Origin of the sequence: Paenibacillus sp. FSL K6-1566 (assembly GCF_038050475.1) — a bacterium.
Classification (GTDB): domain Bacteria; phylum Bacillota; class Bacilli; order Paenibacillales; family Paenibacillaceae; genus Paenibacillus_AQ; species Paenibacillus_AQ lactis.
Genome location: NZ_JBBOSR010000001.1, coordinates 1,469,179 through 1,485,555, shown reverse-complemented (window position 1 = coordinate 1,485,555; position 16,377 = coordinate 1,469,179). Strand labels below are relative to the sequence as shown.

The 16,377-nt window shown below is 48.6% G+C and carries 13 protein-coding genes; 3 read left to right on the top strand and 10 right to left on the bottom strand.

What is annotated here, in order from left to right; translation table 11 throughout:
- Positions 1–44: 44 nt before the first annotated feature.
- Positions 45–1,868 carry an ABC transporter substrate-binding protein gene (locus NST08_RS06285; RefSeq protein ID WP_007131569.1) on the top strand — a complete coding sequence of 608 codons (1,824 nt, stop codon included), beginning with the start codon at positions 45–47 and terminating at the stop codon, positions 1,866–1,868.
- A gap of 1,919 nt (positions 1,869–3,787) precedes the next feature.
- On the opposite strand, the gene NST08_RS06280 is transcribed toward NST08_RS06285, so the two are convergent.
- The 5 genes from NST08_RS06280 to NST08_RS06260 form a co-directional block, all read right to left on the bottom strand.
- Positions 3,788–4,213, bottom strand: a complete 426-nt coding sequence (locus NST08_RS06280) for a DoxX family protein (protein ID WP_341341605.1) — start codon at positions 4,211–4,213, stop codon at positions 3,788–3,790.
- The gene (locus NST08_RS06275) at positions 4,210–4,695 is read right to left on the bottom strand and encodes a hypothetical protein (protein ID WP_007131567.1); all 486 of its coding nucleotides are present in this window, start codon (positions 4,693–4,695) and stop codon (positions 4,210–4,212) included. The genes NST08_RS06280 and NST08_RS06275 overlap by 4 nt, the downstream gene beginning before the upstream one ends.
- A 137-nt stretch (positions 4,696–4,832) precedes the next feature.
- Positions 4,833–5,264: a GyrI-like domain-containing protein gene (locus NST08_RS06270; RefSeq protein WP_341342615.1), complete on the bottom strand. Its 432-nt coding sequence runs from the start codon at positions 5,262–5,264 to the stop codon at positions 4,833–4,835.
- A 267-nt stretch (positions 5,265–5,531) separates the two neighbouring features.
- Entirely contained in the window at positions 5,532–7,010 is a 1,479-nt protein-coding gene (locus tag NST08_RS06265; protein ID WP_341341604.1) for an Lsa family ABC-F type ribosomal protection protein, read from the bottom strand.
- Between the two features lie 531 nt (positions 7,011–7,541).
- Positions 7,542–8,099, bottom strand: a complete 558-nt coding sequence (locus NST08_RS06260; protein ID WP_341341603.1) for a protein-tyrosine phosphatase family protein — start codon at positions 8,097–8,099, stop codon at positions 7,542–7,544.
- 376 nt (positions 8,100–8,475) lie between these two features.
- Between NST08_RS06260 and NST08_RS06255 the strand changes: the two genes are divergently transcribed.
- Positions 8,476–9,033, top strand: coding sequence for a matrixin family metalloprotease (locus tag NST08_RS06255; protein ID WP_341341602.1), 558 nt, complete (start codon positions 8,476–8,478; stop codon positions 9,031–9,033).
- Positions 9,034–9,056: 23 nt separating this feature from the next.
- A complete protein-coding gene (locus NST08_RS06250) occupies positions 9,057–9,641 on the top strand; it encodes a hypothetical protein (protein ID WP_007131562.1) in 585 nt (194 codons plus the stop codon).
- Positions 9,642–9,770: 129 nt separating this feature from the next.
- Here NST08_RS06250 and NST08_RS06245 read toward each other — a convergent pair whose 3' ends face one another.
- The 5 genes from NST08_RS06245 to NST08_RS06225 form a co-directional block, all read right to left on the bottom strand.
- Positions 9,771–10,637, bottom strand: a complete 867-nt coding sequence (locus NST08_RS06245) for an IS3 family transposase (RefSeq protein WP_244152659.1) — start codon at positions 10,635–10,637, stop codon at positions 9,771–9,773.
- 35 nt (positions 10,638–10,672) lie between these two features.
- The gene (locus NST08_RS06240) at positions 10,673–11,104 is read right to left on the bottom strand and encodes an HTH domain-containing protein (protein ID WP_007127449.1); all 432 of its coding nucleotides are present in this window, start codon (positions 11,102–11,104) and stop codon (positions 10,673–10,675) included.
- Between the two features lie 238 nt (positions 11,105–11,342).
- Positions 11,343–13,904 carry a beta-mannosidase gene (locus NST08_RS06235; protein ID WP_007131561.1) on the bottom strand — a complete coding sequence of 854 codons (2,562 nt, stop codon included), beginning with the start codon at positions 13,902–13,904 and terminating at the stop codon, positions 11,343–11,345.
- A 185-nt stretch (positions 13,905–14,089) separates the two neighbouring features.
- On the bottom strand, positions 14,090–15,106 hold the full coding sequence (locus NST08_RS06230; RefSeq protein WP_007131560.1) for a glycosyl hydrolase: 1,017 nt from the start codon (positions 15,104–15,106) through the stop codon (positions 14,090–14,092).
- A gap of 226 nt (positions 15,107–15,332) precedes the next feature.
- Positions 15,333–16,331, bottom strand: coding sequence for a carbohydrate ABC transporter permease (locus NST08_RS06225; protein ID WP_040739841.1), 999 nt, complete (start codon positions 16,329–16,331; stop codon positions 15,333–15,335).
- Between the last annotated feature and the right edge of the window lie 46 nt (positions 16,332–16,377).

Below are 16,377 nucleotides of genomic sequence, written 5' to 3'. Positions count from 1 at the left end.
GTTTCAAACAAATTTATATATACATCACTCAGGAGGGAATCACCATGAAAAAGAGTTCCTTGCTGTTGCTGTTCCTCTCGCTCGTCATCGTACTGGCAGGATGCAACGTAAAAACCAAAGAGGACGCACAGCAGCAAAACCAACAAGAACCAACGGATTCGTCCACGGACGCTTCGGCGGTGACGATTGAGCTGCTCGGTATGAGCTCTAACGAATCCGATGTCAATATCATCCGTGACCAGCTGACCAAAAACGGCTTCAACGTGAAGCTGAATCTTCAGCCTGATTACGGCAGCTTCAAAGCCCAGCAGGATGCCGGCAACTACGATGTCGCGCTGTCCAGCTGGACGACGGTTACCGGTAACCCGGACTATGCCGTTCGTTCCTTGTTCAAAACCGGCGGCGACTACAGCATTATGTCCGATGAAGAAGTGGACAAGCTGATTGACGAAGCCGCTACCCAAACGCCGGAAGAGGCTGTTGCCACTTATAAAAAGCTCGAGGATCGCCTCGTGACGGAAAAAGCCTACATTGCGCCGCTTTACATCTCTCTGAAGAGCCAGGCGTTCAACAAGGACGTTCTTGACGAGAACTCCGTCCGTCTGTCGAAATCCCGCTCCCTGCCATGGGAAGCCGTTGATTTCAAAGACCAGTCGAAGCGCGCAACGCAGCCGCTTATTTTGTCCCAATCGATTTCCGAATTGACTTCCCTTGACCCGATCAAAGGAAACGACGGTTCCATCAACATCATCAACACCAACATGAACGTCCGTCTGATCAACCTGACCGATGACGACAAAATCACGTCCGAAGGCTCTCTGTCTTATAATCATGCCATTGCGGAAGGCAACTCGGAGTACTATTTCATTCTTCGCGACGATATCAACTTCGCCAAAATCACGGATAAAAAAGCCGTTGACTCCGGCGAGCGCGTTGGTGCAGACGATGTCATCTTCTCGATGAATCGTGCGAAGGACAAAAACTCCGTGCCGGATCACCGTACCTACACCCTTCACGAGCACATCAATACCGTTGAAGCGGTCACGGATCTGAGCGTACTGGAGAACACGAAGGTGTCCGGTGGCGGCGAAAGCGTGAAAGAAGCGCTGGAGAAAGGCCTCGACACCAAAATCACTTCCCTGGTCAGCGACAAAAACCAGGCCAGCACCAAGGACGGTAAATACCAGGTCATCAAATTGACGACCACTGAGCCGTTCCCGCAAGTTCTGAACTACCTGGCTCACCAATCCGCAGGGATCGTGTCAAAGAAACAAGTTGAATCCATCAACACCTATGATGTCGAGAAATTCGATGTGAACAAAGACATTCCTTACGGTGACCAAAACACGGTAACGGAAGGCGACAAATACAACAATACGCTGTTTGCAAGCGGTCCTTACATCTTGTCCTACAAGAACGATTACGAGGCCATCTTCTACAAAAACCCTGGTTACATGAAGGGTACGGAGCATGAGCCGAAAATCGAGCAAGTGAAAGTCCGCTTCATCAAGGACGCCGACAGCACGCTCTCCGCGCTGCGCAGCGGCGAGATTCACCTCTACTACGGCGTGCCTGAAACGAAGTACGACGTTGTGAAGGGCGACAGCAAGCTGAAGCTGCAAACCATTGAGAGCAACGCGGTATCTTACCTGCTCTTCAATACGAAGAATCGCGATGTGGCAAGCAGCGAAGATCTGAGAAGAGCGGTGCTCTACTCGATCAACCAGGATGAAATCCTTGCTTACTACAACAATAACAAAATCAAAGCCTACTCCACCGTGAGCCCGATCGTCAAAACCGGCAACGAGCTCGTAGCGGATCCGGCGAAGGTGAAGGAATACTTGGCTGCTTATAAGGCGAGCAAGTAATTTTAAAGTGGGAAGGACGACACTAGCTGTTGCTGGTGTCGTCTTTTTTGTGCTGGGGGTTAGGAGGGGGATTGTTGTTAGCATTGCTTCGTACGCTTATTCCTTGCAGGCATCGCTCCTGTGATGTTTCTGCTAGATTGCATCGCTATCCATGCGGATGTTTCTCAAAGTATGCATCGCTCCGCATGCGGATGTTCCTGCAAATATTGCATCGCTCCGCATGCGGATGTTCCCTCCGATCCCTCTTGTCTCCAGATTTCCTTGAACTAGTTATAGCCATCGTAGAAATCCGGAGACAAAGGGGCACGCTAACGCTTCTCCTGGAACATTCCGCCTGCTCCGCTGAAGCTTCTCCTGCAACTTTCCGTCTGCTGCGCCGAGGCTATTCAGGGATCCCGAGAGAGCACTGCTGCGTTGCTCTGCCCGCAGAAGGTGCTAATCCCTTTCCCCACTTCCAGCAATGGATCGTGAGAACGCAAAGGCTAGTCTCGTCCTTCCCATAGGGGGAGAGGAATAAAATCGTTGAGAAGTTAGTTGTCTCAATAATAAAACCAGCTTGACTCCGCCTGCGGATGTTTCTCCAAGTATTGCATCGCTGCGTATGCGGATGTTGCTCCCAGTACTGCATCGCTCCGCATGCGGATGTTCCCTCCGATCCCTCTTGTCTCCAGATTTCTTTGAACTTGCAATAGCTATTGTAAAAATCCGGAGAAGCCGATGCTTCCGAAGTAGCTTTCTTCCAGAAAGCTTTGAGGGGAACGCTTCCGCTTCTCCTGGAACACTCCGCCTACTCCGCTGAGGCTATTCAAGGATTCCGAGAGCACTGCTGCGTTGCTCTACCCGCAGAAGGTGCAAATCCCTTTCCCCACTTCCAGCAATGGATCGTAAGAACGCAAAGGCTACTCTCCCCCTTCCTATAGGGGAAGAGGAATAAAATCGTTGAGAAGTTAGTCATCTCAATACTAGTAGACCCTTTTTTCAGCAAGGATGTTTGTGGGACCTTCTCCATGTGTAAATACAGGTTAGCCTCGCATATAGCGAGATGACTCTGTCAGAAGATAGCCGGCTCCATGGTAGCTCATTTCCAAGAGGGCTGTTCCATTGGAGTTTGCTCAAATGCTTGTAAATACTGCACTGATTCCTTCCCTAGCTCTCGATAAAAGTGCGAGAGTAGGCAATATTGTGGAGGCATCAGCTCGGCCAGTCTCTTTTTATTAATACCTGCCAAGGAGAATCCCCTATGAAAAAATCAACCCTGATCGTTATCTGCATCATTATTGCATTGTACCTGCTGAGTATAATCAGTTACTTCTTCGTAGAATCATATTGACCCTGAAGCATGGAGCTTCACAAACGTTGGTTGCAGACAAAAATGCAGCACTAGAAGTCTTTTGCCCTTCCCCTAACCCATCACTTTTTCGACATGAACTGGCAGTCCGACTCGGAAATCGTGATCTTCTCCCTCAATTTCCCGGGTAATGGTATAAAAACAGACCGATTCAAATTTGATATCGCTCTGTTTTTGCACAGGAAAGCAAAACGTTTATACCTTCTTAAAAGATTACTCCAATCCATTAGCACTTAGGCTATTACTGAAGACAACTTGAAAGTGGCCACTCGAACATTGATGACCTAACCTATGACGTCCTTAGCGAACAGGTCCAACCCATGACAGAAAGTTAGTCTGCGACTAGGAGATGTCCGTTACCGGATTAAATGAATATACCTGCCCGCTGGCTAATGAGTTCGATCAAAAACTTGGCTGCTTAAAACCATAAAAGCCGCAGTTATGCGGCTCTGCTGTCATATCTTATTGTCGTAGTTTTGTTCTGATATCCCCCCTTCACCAATAGATTTTCTTGGATTTAAAAATCTATTGGTGATACGAAGGGGAAGCCGTCCGTGATATTTACCATCCTTTAAGATAAGCGGCTCTTCGATGGCTGCAGCGCCCACGAGCAGATATTTAATGCAGCATAGGCAAGGGGGAGGATAAAATTAAACCCGTAATCCCCATAGTCGTTGGCAAATGCATGCGATAATGCCACACCCGTCATTAAAAAGAAGATACCGGCATGAGCCCATTCTTTAAGTCGCGGTAAACCTGGCACGACGAGCGCAATCGCTCCAAGCACTTTCCAAATCCCGAGAATGGTCATTACGTATAATGGGTACCCCAGCTTCGTCACTAATTCGACATTTCCTCCTAATTGCATCAGCTGGCCGATACCACTTAACGTAATAGCTGCTGCGAGTAGGATGGTGACCGACCAATAAGCAACCTTCCTTCCACGGGGTTGGGTATTACCTTTCATTGTTGTTTCCGCACTGATCAGCTTACTCATTTCGATTCCTCCTCATAGCTATATTCTCTCTTGATTACAAAAAACGAGCCACGAATCGTACCAGCTAATTTTGATTTTTGCCTTGCAAATTTAAACTTCCCTTCCAGCTCCTCGGGTACCTCCATCCCCTCAGAAAGCTTAAAACCAACGGCACGCTTCTTAGGATCATCAACCGTATACATGACATTGAGCGCAAGCCCATCCTCATAAAAAACATAGGTAAATTGGATATTTTCCACTTGGAACCGCGATGTTTCCAATGGTTTGGCCGCAATCTCTATATCACGTTCCTTTTTCAAAATGCGGTTCACGTAATCCAGGGCCTCTTGGCTCTCGCTGGCGGGTACAACCGTAAATTCATGCTTATATTTGTTCATAAAATAACGGGCTTCATTGGCTCGTAAACCAGCGAGTGCTTCGGCTACGGGTGAAGATTCTAAACCGGCGGTGGATACATTTTTGAAATCAACGATATGGGACATGTTCATCTCTCCTCAAAGTTTTGTGAGTGTTACTACTTCGAACTACTTCGAGCAAAACTCGCATCGAAAGCGTAGACTTAGTTTTGTGTGAGGCACTTCTTTGAACCGACTTCGAGCAAAACTCGCATCCGGAAGCATTACTTCCTAACAACAGGAATCCACATTTCACCAAATACCAATCCGTTTCGCTCCCCCATCTCAACCGTGGCGTTCGGTCCGCCAACATAGGCGATATCCTTTGCCTCCGGCAAGACTTGCCCGAAAGCAATGCCAGTTAGCATATGATTCAACTCATCTGCCGTCTTCCCTTCCCCTTTTACAACGAGATATTCCCCTTTAGGAAATTGAATGACCCGGGTTGCTTCGGGTAGAGCTTCATCGGTCATGACGCCAGCATAATACATCATCTTGTTATTCACCGCTTCGTTCACGGCAAACAAATATTCATTCGCGGCTGCCGCCTTTAATGCATCCAGCCTTCCGTCCTGCTGTACTTCCTCCCAGAAATCTGCCTTTTCCTTGTTAATACCGGCATAATCCGTATAGTCGCTTTGAAGCTCGGTTCCGATCCCTCACACCGTAAAGCTGTCTTTTTGCTCAATACTGTAGTTTGCCATTTTTAATCCCTTCCTTTTCTTTAGCTTCGCTTGAATTGTCTTATCGCTTTTGTTGACTTTATAATAACTTTTAATCATGTCAAAAAGTGATACTGTTTAGGGGGCCGATGGAAAAAGTTTCGGACGGGATGATTCCCCCGCCTGGAACATTGAAAAACGAAAAAGGACATTACATAGTTGTCGCTAAACATGTAATGTCCTTCCATTCTTCGTATTCAACTAGACAGATATCATTTTGGTTGCAACTGATTGTTGAAATGCCTGATCATGCTCCACCATAATCATGGTGGGATTAAATTGTTGAATTAGTTCTTCAAGCTGCATGCGCGAATACAGATCAATAAAATTTAACGGTTCATCCCAAATGTAGACATGAGCCCGTTCACACAAACTTTTGGCTATAAGAAGCTTTTTCTTCTGCCCGCCGGAATAATGGGAGATATCCTTCTCAAATTGGATTCGGTCAAAGTCCATCTTGCGCAAGATGGACTTAAACAAGGATTCATCAATCTCATGTTCTTCTATAAAGTCCGATAACTGACCCTTTAGATGAGAAGTATCCTGTTCGACATAGGAAATGATAAGTCCAGACCCCCGTTTGATTGAGCCTGTATGCTGTATCTCATTCCCCAATATTAGTTTGAGGATACTGCTTTTGCCGCTTCCATTCTTTCCATCAAGTATGATGCGATCACCTTGTTCAACCGTGAAGCTAACGGGTTTATTGACGATTTGATCATCGTACATCACTGACAAGTCAGCCAAAACGATCAATTCTTTTGACTGAAATTCCAATGGTTCTAATTTTAACGGCTCGGTTTTCTCCACATTTTTTAGCAGCATGGACTTTTCCCCAATCGCCTTTTGCTGCCTTGACTCAATGCTCTTTGCCCTCTTCATCATCTTCGCCGCTTTATGGCCTACAAAACCCTTGTCGAGTTTAGAACCCGAATTCGTTGTCCCGTTTTTGGAGGCTTCCACTTGGTTAGACCAATTTGCTGAACGCTTCGAAGACTCCTTTAACCGCCCGATGTCCTTTTGCAGACGCTGATTGATTACCTCTTCGTGTTCCTGCTGCCTATCAAAATTTAACTTCCATGAAGAATAGTTGCCGCTTTGAACCTCGATATTCGCTCGATTGATCGACAAGATGTGGTCAACGCATCCGTCTAAGAAGCTTCGATCGTGCGAGATTAGAATAAACCCTTTTTTCTTCCTTAAATAATCAGAGACAACCTTTCGTCCATCGGTGTCTAAATGATTCGTTGGCTCATCAATCAATAAAAATTGGGCTTCATTCAAAAATAGTCCGGCCAGCAATACCTTGGTTTGTTCTCCATTGGATAAGGTTTTGAACGGTCGGTACATGACCTCGGCATCCACTTTCAGATAGGATATTTCACGAAGAAACTCCCAATCCTCTGCTTGGGGACAAATTTCTTCAAGAACTTCATAAGTTAACTTGTTAGGATCCGAAACGGGATAAGGAAAATAATTAAATTCGACCGAAGAAAGGATGTTCCCGCTATACTCATACTTCCCTAATAACAGCTGAAAGAACGTTGTTTTGCCCCGCCCGTTTCTTCCAATAAAGCCAAGCTTCCAATTGGTATCGATTTGAAAGTTTACCCCTTCGAAAATATGGTCAAAGCTGCCTGGATAAGAAAACGTTAAGTCTTGAACTTTTATCATTGACATGAAAAATTCCTCCTTTGTATATCGCACTTCTTTCTGTATACAAAGTCGGTAAATCCATCTATTTTCATACTCCGCATAAGTTTGATGGATATTAACGACTTATACGGAGTATTACATGCGTAACGATCGTGTCTGAACTACTCATTTCTCTCTCCCCTTTATATTTAGATTTTAAAACATCACAGCTTACCCTATGAGAGAATAAAAAATCCTCCCAAATGGATATGGAAGGATTAGCCGTTAATTTTCATAAATAAGTTTGTAGTTTGCCATTACATTCATGACATGTACACTGATTTATAGAAATGGATAGACTAACCCTATATTTTGTATTTGGAAGTTATTCAACTCAAATAAAAATATAGATTAGTTAACCATTGTCCATCCATCAGTCCTCTCATCATTATGTTCTTATATTAACAATTATTTTTGAGGAATACAATCATCCTTTCCCCTCAATAAATGTATGGTTGTCACCTTACATCTTTTCAACGATTGTATGGTGATGTTTTTAAGTTTCGTTTACCCTCGTTAGGAAAAGGCATCCCTGCATCGATTAAGCAGCTCATCCAACCTTTTGTCTCTTGATTCACGTGCATTTCTGCCTTGTCTTTTTACTGCCGTAATCGCCTCCTCGTTGGACATTCCTCGACAGCTTACGAGCCAGGCAGCAAGAACATGACCTGTCCGGCCTACTCCACCTGAGCAGTGAACGACCGTTTTCAGTTGCAGCTGCTCTGACTCCGCCAAAAATGGTAAAATACGATAAATAAGTTGGTCCTCTTCTACCAGCTGGAAATCTTCAACGGGAACCCAAAGCACGTTATCTTTACCAAACTCCTGGTGGTAACTTCGAAGCAGATCCTCATAAGCGGCTAATTGACGTGGGGGTAATAAACAAATGACGCGTATTATGCCTTGTGTCCGCATAAATGCAATCCACCTTTGCAATAGCACGGAGGAAACACGAGCAAAAGGAAATCCAGGGCGGCGCGCTCCAAAAACGAAATGTTCCCCTTCATAAGCAGCGGTGAACCCATGTTTAGGATTACTTATCCACTCCGCAAGCTTCATCATGAATTTATTCATATGAACGCCATCTCCTTTTTTTGTTCTAGAAGGCGGACAGTCATATATCATATTCGAGCTCTAAGACAAAGACCCCTTTTCGGGGTCTTTGTCATTTTGATGTTCAGAACACATGCATTTACCTGATCCCAATGCTTCTATGAGCATCTCCTGGCTCAGGTCCATTGGTTTTTTCCCATTTTTTAGAGAAATATTACCGTAACCTTTTCCAAAGAAAGCGTTTTGTATTATACAGGGAAATAGCATAACCCAGAAACATTTGGTTCTGCTGTTTTCATTAAGCGGATTCTTCAGTGATACGCTGGGTTAAGAAAGGAGGATAACAAAAGCATCAGCCCTAGAATCCGCAAAAATTAAACAGATGGGAGGAAATCCGGTGAATACTAAATCAAAAGTAATGCACGCCTTAGTTTTCCTAATCGTTCTATCTTTTACGTTAGGTTCTTATGCTTTTGCTTACAACAACAAAGACAACATGTGCGGCAAATGGAGTTCTCCCGGAAGCATTAAATATAAATTTATCGGGGACACGCCAAGTGATTACAGAAACATTTTTGCCACTGCTGTCGTTGGGTGGAATGATACACCAACCAAAGTTGGTCTGTCACATGATTATTCTTTACTTACTGCAAATATTTTCGGCATATATAACGAAGAAGGATCGAATATGGGTAGAGCCCATCTATACTGTAAACCTTTTACCTCAGAAGCTAGCAGCGGCGATGCAGGTCTAAACAACTTGTGGTTCTATAATTACTCCGGACCGCTAAACAAAACGAATTTGCAGATTAATACCGCACTGCATGAAATCGGACACTTTATCGGTCTAGGGCACTCTACGGTTTCCCCAACAGTGATATGGGCAACAGGACTTTATACCGATACTAAACCACTACAAGATGACATTAACGGTGCTAATGCCATGTATCCTTAATCAATGGAAGGGAGGGAATATAATTGGTTAATAGAATAAAGAGTTACGCTCTAACGATTTTGGCGGCTTTTGTAGCTGCTACTCTGGTTTACTTTGTTTATGCACAGGTTAGCGGATCGTCGAATGGAGAAGTAAGAAGAGCCACGGCAAATAACATCGATCTAGCAATTGAAACCTCCCCGGTTGTAGTTATTGGGAAGATTATCGATGATAAGGGAACAACCCGAAACCTTAGACGGGATTCGGTCGATCCGACGAAAGAAGACCAGAACGTCAGTGTTCCAGGAACGGATTATGCTGTTGAGGTAACCAAAGTTTTAAAGGGGGATGTCACACCGAATAGCAAAATTCATGTCGCTGTTCCTGGAGGAAACTACAAAGGAGAATCCACTCCCTTACAGGCTACTTTAACAAAGAATGGTGAGTATATCTTTGCATTAGCTCCTTCACCGTCAGGTCCTTCAAGTTATTACGGTATGATTGAACCATATATTTTTCAATTGAAAAACAATAGGGTTGTCGCAATTACCAATGACGATACTATCAAAGCGGATTTTCAGGAAGTGAACCTGACTGAAGCAGAGCTCACTCAGAAATTCAATAAATAAACTTACACCCACCAATCTCTCCGTCACGGTAATTACCAAAAGAAGTTCTGTATAAAAACAAAACCGCTCCTCTCGCCTATATGAACTGTGACCCGATTTGTGGACAGTTTGAAATAAACCGCCTAGAGCTTAGCTAGCAAGCAGATGACCTCTGAATTCATCGGGGGTCATCTTTTTTAATGTCCACTGGTATCGTTCTGAGTTGTAGTAGCTTATGTACTCCTTCACTCGCACCCTCACTTCATCAATAGTTTGGCAATCGCTAAAATCAACGTCGTCTTTCAAGTGACCGAAGAATGATTCCATCGGGGCGTTGTCCCAGCAATTGCCTTTGCGCGACATCGACTGCTTAAATCCTGCCTTAGCAATGAGAAGACGGGTTTTAGGATGCGTGTAGTGCATCCCTTGGTCGGAGTGCAGAATCGCTTCTGGATGAATGTTTCCATCTAATCGCTCTAAAAGACGCTGTAGCGTCCGCTCGACAATTGGAAGCTCGAGTGTTGCTGCCACGCTGTCGGCAAGGATCTGCCTGGTCGCCCCGTCCTTCACGCAGGAAAGGTATGCCCAGTGTCCGCTTCCATAGCGCAAATAAGTGATGTCAGTGAGAAACACTTTCTCAGGTTCGCCTTGGTCAAACTTTCGCTCCAGCAGGTTCGGACACGTCTTGTGCTCTTGAGTTGCCTTAGCCATCTTGCGGTAGGGGTTCGCCTGACGGATTACGGCTACCAAGCCTGCCTTTTTCATAAGCCGGCGAATCTTCTTGTGGTTCATGACAACGCCGCTTATCTGTTCCAGCCGCATCTTAATCACAAGCGCACCTGCTTTGCCGCGGAGCGCGTCAAAGTGCTGCTTGATGAGAAGGATGTCCTGCTCGTCGGCGGCAGCACGAAGTTGACGATCTTCTTCCGTCCCCAGCCACCTGTAATAGCCGCTTGGACTTACTTCCACGAGCTCGCATAGATAGCGTGTCATTCGTTTCAGGCCATATGCCCGAATGGTGCGATTTATGATCTCATAGCGCTCGGAGGGCGTCAGCGTTTCTTCTTCTGCCGATCGAGCGCTTCGAGCTTTTTTAGCATGTCCACTTGAGCTTCAAGCAGTTTGATCTGGGCCTTAGCCCGTTTCAATTCTTCTTCGGCTGACAACTGACCAGTTGGCTTGCGCCCTGTACTGCCCTTACCGCGCCGCTCTGTAGCCAAACCTTCCTCACCGTACAGTTCGAAGGTTTCACGCCACCGTTTTAAGCTGTCCTTGGGCTTCTTATGACCAATAACGTCCAGGTCGAAGCCGGCACGAATAAAGATTTCTGAAGGTGTCTGCCCCTGCTTGTAGGCTTTCAGCGCCTCCAGCTTGAATGCAGGTGTGTATGTAATGGCCGCCTCGGTCACATGGTGTACGTTTGGATTCTCCTCCAGCTTCCTCATTTGCTCCTCGGTAAAGAGCACCCGTTTCAACTTCCCCATTCTCGTATCACTCCTCGTCACATACCTTGATTAAAACACAAATGACCCACAAGAAGTCACTTTTTTCAAAGTGTCCATCTTATGGGTCACAGTTCAATATGGCTGGAGAAGCGGTTATCCCTCACCCTAACTGTTGATCGCTGTCAACTAATATGCACTACGAACGAGGCTGCTAATGAATCATCCGTATAATCCGTGCGAATGAATTTAATTCTGGTAGCGGTAAGAAGGTAGCTGACTATACCGACACGACCGCCGCCGGATCGATGCAGTCCGCCATTGATCGGACCTCGACCTGCCCCGGGCGGCCCGTGACGAACGGCGTTTCGCCGGCAGCATTTCTGCGGTTAAAGGATACCGTCACCGGAATGCCCGGAATCAGGTCGAAGAAGTTGTCGCTGTAGAAGCCTTCCTCCTCCTGGGACAGCCACACATGACGGGCCAGCACGTCACTCTCCAGCACGAACGCGGTACCCCCGCTGCCATCAACCTCGCTTACGCGAATGTTCGGGCGTTGAAGGCGGAGCGCCTTGTCGTTCACGAAGTAATGGGTTTTGCTGTCGAGCACGTCATCCTCCTGAAGCAGCTGCGCCAGCAGCACTACCCGGGACGGGTCATGGCCTTGCAGAAGCCCGTCTTCTGCCGCCCGGAACGCCACAAAGGATGCCTGCGCCTCCGCATCGACCGGATGTTCGGAAGCGTACAGCTCCTTACCGTCAAAATCGAACAGCTGGACGCGCAGCGTTCCGCGAACCGGTTCGTTCACGTCGGAGACGAGATGAACGCGGACCTCCTGTTCCCTGGAATCAACCGACAGGCTGACGTCCCGGAAGCTGCGCTTAGCCACGTACTGCAGCGCCTTCCATCTTCCGAGGTAGTCCATGCCTGCCCAGGAAGCGACCGGCCAGCAGTCGTTCATCTGCCAATACAGGGTACCCATGCAGTACGGTTTGTTGCGGCGATGGGCCTCGATTGCCATTTTCATTGCTTCGCCCTGTTGAATCTGGCTCATATGCAGGAATGCTTCAAAATCCTTCGGCTCATGATAATACTGCTCCATGTAGCTCTTGATGAGCCTGTTGCCCGCCCCATTCTTCTGGTGCGCCAGCATGACCTTCGATTCCAGCTCCATGTCGCCTTCCTCCGCATAAGTGCGGACCGTCTTCGGCTCCGGGAACGACTGGAAGCCGTACTCGCTCATAAAGCGTCCTACATACACGTTGTAATTATCGAACGGTTCAGTGTTATGCCAAACGCCCCAGTAGTGAATGTCACCGCTTGTGGTGGATGGATTGGCATGCTGATCCTTGTCACCGCTCAGCGATACGAGTGGCGATGACGGCCAATATTCCGCGCCGGGCGCATAGCTTGCGACCGCTTCCGGCAAAATCCGGTGGAAAATGGCCTCATAGTCGGCCCAAATCCGCTCGCGCTGCTCATGCGTATAATCCTTCTTCCATCCCCATCCAGCGTTCTCGTCATAGTGGGCCCAAGCAGAGTCAATCTCATTATTGCCGCACCAGAGCACGATGCTCGGATGATTCCGCAGCCGGACGATATTCTCCTCCGCTTCCAGCCGTACGTTTTCCAAAAACGCCTCATCCCCGGGATACATGCTGCAAGCAAACATGAAATCCTGCCATACCATCAAGCCGTACTCATCGCACAGGTCATAGAATACCTTTTCTTCATAAATGCCCCCGCCCCAAATGCGCAGCATATTCATATTGGACTCCGCAGCGGACGCAATCTCGTGACGATAACGCTCAGCGGTCACTTCCGTAATGAAGCTGTCGTTCGGGATATGGTTTGCACCCTTGGCGAAAACCGGCGTGCCGTTCAGCTCAATATAGAACGATGTGCCTCTCTCGTCCTTGTCCCGTACGAGCCGGACGCTGCGCAGTCCGGTTCTCACCCGGTACGACGCTGCAGTGTGCTGATCCCGGACGAGCTCCACTTGAAAATCATACAGATGCGCTTCGCCCAATCCCCGGCACCACCACAGCTTTGGCTCGGCAATGGCCAATTCCAGCTCGACGGTGTTGCTGCCCTCCGCCAATTGGACCTCCTTCTCCCATACCTGTCCGGCTGCCGACACGCGCAGCTTGCCCTGCCACGCCTGCTCGGCCTCAATGGATGCCACAGCCGTCAATTGTGCCGATACGGCCGTAATTTCATCCTGGCGGATGAACACATCATCCAGACGCACCTCCGACCAGGCTTCGATGCGGGCCTCCCGCCAGATTCCGCTCGTGACGAACCGCGGACCCCAATCCCAGCCGTAATGGTACGGCGCCTTCCGCGCAAAGATGCTGACCTTCCGGTCGCCCAGTCCCCCAAGCTCGGACTGATCATTGCTCGCCGGCAGCGGGTATCCCAGCTTCTCCAGCTTCGGCAAATCCTCCTGGATCGGCGAGCGGAACCGGATGCGGATGGCGTTGCCGTCCGCCTTGACGAGTGATTTTACGTCGACGCGCCATGAGCGGAACATATTATCCGCTTCCAGCACCTTCACCCCGTTGAAGTACACATCCGCATATGTATCCAAGCCCTCGAATACCAGCTCAACCTTGGCTTGAGACTGTAGCTGCGGATCGATTTCAACCACCGTTTCGTACTCCCAATCCTTCTTGTCAATCCACTGCAGATCATGCTCATTCGTTCCGTAGAACGGATCCGGGATCTTGCCGTTTCTCAGCAGATCTGTGTGAACGCAGCCCGGCACTTGGGCTGGAAGCCACTCCGTCTCGTCGCTAGCCTTAAAATTCCACTTCGTTAATGTCAGAATGTTTTTATTCATGGTAGTCACCTTGCCCTATTTTTATATTTTGTATGGAACTCATCGTTTAGCATGCGGCATGGCTTCGATCCAGCATCGTTTTCTCCACTCCGAAAAGACATTGCTGCACCATAACACACATAGATTCAAAATCCTTTTTTAGCATTCGATGGGCAGCGCCAAAATCGCCTCCGCCCAATCTTTCCCTAGTCCTTCAAATTCGGAAGCTCATCCAGCGTAACCGTAAAGGGATGCGCATAGGTCTTCACGAGCTGCTCCGCATCCGTATATTCTTCGGAATAGACACGCTCGTCTCCTTCCCCGGTGAAAACAAAACTTCCGTACCAGGTGCAGTTCCATGCCCAAGGGCAGTCATCCGCAAGCATCCGGTCTGGATCGGGGACGACCCCGTTCTCGGTCAACGCGATAATCTTCCTCGCAGCTGTATACGACTCCGCCATGCGGAATCGCTCCGCTTGGGAGCCGTAATCCTGAGCGGGCGGATAAATATCTTCGCCGATGATATCGACGTACGCATCCCCGGGATACCAGTCCTTATGCTGGCCGTTCCATACCCAGATCAGGTTGTTCAGCCCGTGAACATGGGTCATCCGCTCGTACATCAGCTTCCATAAAGCGATGCAGGGCTCCGGCCCTTTCGCTCCCCACCAGAACCATCCGCCCGACGCCTCATGCAGCGGCCTCCACAGCACCGGCACCCCTTCGTCCTGCAGCCGTTTCAGCTGATCGGAGATTGCATCGATATCGCGGATAAGCAGGCGGTATTCCTCCGAGTCCTGATCCGACATCGCCCGCTGAACGTCGAAGGTTGTGGCTTTCGTATAAAACCCGCTCCCCCATGTGCGGTCCGGCGGCAGATCAATCAGATCCTTCGGGGCATTCCAATGCCAGCAGAAGGTGACGATCCCGCCGCGGTTCCACCAATCGATTGCAAGATCGGTGTCGCGGCATTCAGCACCGCGTTCCACCCTGGACGGCGAGTAATTCATGAAGTCGAAGCCGCCAACCGCAGGGTACTTTCCCGTTACCCTGTGAATCATCTCGAATTCAGGCGTCGATACGACGCCGATCTGCTGTCCGGTCAGCATCCGCTTTCCGTAAATGCTGCACAAATAACGCATCAATCGCTTCGCGCCCTCGGAGGCCCTTGGATTAATCAACTCGGGCGCAACCTCGAATCGGGAAGTATTAGCTTTCGCCATTGTCTTCTCTCCTGACCTGTCGTTATGGGACAATTCTTGGCAGTAGCTACCGGCCCTCAATTATCCGCTTTCCGCGCACACCCTTAATTTCATGCCACTCTTTGCACAACATCACGCTTAGTCCACAAAGCCCATACCCCATGCTTTTCATGGGCAGCCTACTACTCCGGACGCTCCATCTTGCCGCGCTTAGCCTACGACTCTGATATGCTCCATCTTTTCACGCTTAGCCTACAACCCCCGTACGCTCTACGCTTTCCACGAAATGGCGCTGCACGAACAGATACAGGGCGATGAGCGGCAAAATCGCCAGCAAAATGCCGGTGTCCACCACCAAGGCCACATAGTTCGGATCCGCCTTGGCCGACGAGCCGAGCCCCATGATGGACGGCAGGAACTGATTCGCATCAGCGGGCAGCGAGGCGATCTTCAGCGGCATGAGCGCCCCTTCGCTCATGAAGAGCGAGGTATAGAACGTGTCGTTATACTGCCATACGAACGAAAACAGCGTGACTGTAATGAGCGGCGGAATCGCATTCGGCAGCATAATCGCGAAAAAGGTCTTGAGCCCGCCCGCTCCGTCGATCAGCGCCGCCTCCTCAATCTCCTTCGGCAAGCCGCGGAAGAACTGGCGGAAAATATATACGAACAGCCCGGCTTTCAGCCCGGTCGCCGTAGCCGACGTAATGATGGACGGCCAGTAGCTGTTGAGCAGATTGATTCCTTCCTGGCCGCTGAACAGCCGGACCAGCCCGAGCACGTCAAAGCTTCGGAAGTGCAAATACATCGGCACCATCAGCGTGCTCATCGGTATCAGGATCGTCAGAACGACCAGCGCGAACAACAGATTGCTCCCCGGAAAGGTGAACCGTGCAAATCCATAGCCCGCAAGCGCCGTCGACATTGTCGTAAGCAGCATCGTAATAAACACATAGATCATCGTATTGAGCAGCAGCGGCCAATAATCAAGCAGGTCCAGCACGATTTTGAAATTATCCAGCGTGAAATGTACCGGAATCATGTAAATCGTCGGATTATAAATGTCCTGCTTATCCTTGAACGCAACCGAGAATTTGGAGATGATCGGATAAATAATGATAAAGGTGATGCCGATGATCAGCAGATAACGGAATACCGACCATAGGATCGGCAGCGTCTTGTTCCTGATCCGGTTCATGCGTGCCTGAGCCGATTGGTTCACGCGCGCCTTAACCGATTGGTTCATGCGTGCCTGAACCGATTCTTTCGACGGATCCCGAATAATTGCCATG

Bases quoted from the DNA above. Each gene is read 5' to 3' on its own strand.
- NST08_RS06285 (WP_007131569.1), top strand. From the start codon at position 45: ATGAAAAAGAGTTCCTTGCTGTTGCTGTTCCTCTCGCTCGTCATCGTA.
- NST08_RS06280 (WP_341341605.1), bottom strand. From the start codon at position 4,213: ATGAGTAAGCTGATCAGTGCGGAAACAACAATGAAAGGTAATACCCAA.
- NST08_RS06275 (WP_007131567.1), bottom strand. From the start codon at position 4,695: ATGTCCCATATCGTTGATTTCAAAAATGTATCCACCGCCGGTTTAGAA.
- NST08_RS06265 (WP_341341604.1), bottom strand. From the start codon at position 7,010: ATGTCAATGATAAAAGTTCAAGACTTAACGTTTTCTTATCCAGGCAGC.
- NST08_RS06260 (WP_341341603.1), bottom strand. From the start codon at position 8,099: ATGAATAAATTCATGATGAAGCTTGCGGAGTGGATAAGTAATCCTAAA.
- NST08_RS06240 (WP_007127449.1), bottom strand. From the start codon at position 11,104: ATGGGGAAGTTGAAACGGGTGCTCTTTACCGAGGAGCAAATGAGGAAG.
- NST08_RS06235 (WP_007131561.1), bottom strand. From the start codon at position 13,904: ATGAATAAAAACATTCTGACATTAACGAAGTGGAATTTTAAGGCTAGC.
- NST08_RS06230 (WP_007131560.1), bottom strand. From the start codon at position 15,106: ATGGCGAAAGCTAATACTTCCCGATTCGAGGTTGCGCCCGAGTTGATT.
- NST08_RS06225 (WP_040739841.1), bottom strand. From the start codon at position 16,331: ATGAACCAATCGGTTAAGGCGCGCGTGAACCAATCGGCTCAGGCACGC.